Raw genomic sequence first — 1,095 nt, 5'->3', positions numbered from 1 at the left:
ACGAACTCCCCGGCGGCGATCTCCATGGACGCCTCGTCGACCGCGACGACGTCCCCGTACGTCTTGCGCAGGGCCACCACCGACAGCGCTTTGCCGGTCGCGGTGGGCAGCTTGCCGCCGGCCACCTCCACGGACGGTGTGGCGATACCGAATTCAGCCACGAGCCCACTCCAGCCAGCGCTTGGTGACGGCCGCTTCGTTCTTCAGCCACCAGCCGATGTCCGCGTCAAAGCCCTTGTCGTAGTACTTCGGCGCACCCGCGAGAGTGTTGCGCTCCTCTTCGGTGAGCTTGGCGTAGGCCAACGGGGACGACGGGTTCGACGGGAAGGCCTTGGCCAGGTTGGCCTGGCTCTTGGCACGCAGCGAGAAGTCCATGAGCTGGTAGGCGTTGTCCGCGTTGGCCGCGCCCTTGGCGATGGCATAGCCCGAGAACTGGCGGCGCATGCCGTTGAGCTGCCGCGCGACCGGGACGCCCTGCTTCTGCAGATCGGCGATCCGGCCGTCCCACACGGTGGACATGGTCACTTCCTGACGGCTGAGGAGCACACCGGGGAGTGGGCCGCTGTCCCAGAACTTCTTGATGTCGGACCGCAGCCGGGTCAGCACCTTGAAGGCACGCTCCACATCCAGCGGGTACAGCTTGTCCATCGGCACACCGTCGGCCAGCAGCGCGAACTCCAGCTCCGGCAGGTCACCGTCCGGGCTGACCATCGCGCGGCCGCCCTGGAACGCCTTGGTGTCCCAGAAGTCCGCCCACGACTCCGGCTTGCGGCCGTCGAACGCATCCGTGCGATACGCGATGCACTGGCCGTAGAAGCTGTGACCGATGGCGTGCTCGGTGATCTGCGCCTCGGGGATCTTCGCGCTCTTCAGGCTCTTGAGCCGGTCGGGGTCCAGCGCCTCCAGGGCATCCTGCTTCACATACTTGAAGTGCGACATCATCGAGTTGTTGATCAGGTCGCACTGCGGGCGGCCCTGCTTGATCTGAGCCAGCAGCGGGGCATCGTCCAGGTTGAGCACCTTGACGTTGATGCCGGTCTCCTGGGTGAACGGCGTGTAGATCGCCTTCTGCAACGCCGCGCCGTAGGAACCGCC

The 1,095-nt window shown here is 66.1% G+C and carries 1 protein-coding gene; it reads right to left on the bottom strand.

The annotated features are described in order from the left end of the window. Positions 1-153: 153 nt before the first annotated feature. Positions 154-1,095, bottom strand: a 942-nt coding sequence (locus ACIBL4_RS39810) for an ABC transporter substrate-binding protein (protein WP_399416729.1), incomplete at its 5' end; no start/stop codon positions are given.

It is taken from the genome of Streptomyces sp. NPDC050416 (assembly GCF_044458845.1).
In the GTDB taxonomy this organism is placed as follows: Bacteria; Actinomycetota; Actinomycetes; order Streptomycetales; family Streptomycetaceae; genus Streptomyces.
Note: the sequence above shows the minus strand (reverse complement) of the source record. Positions and strands in the feature narration are given on the sequence as shown.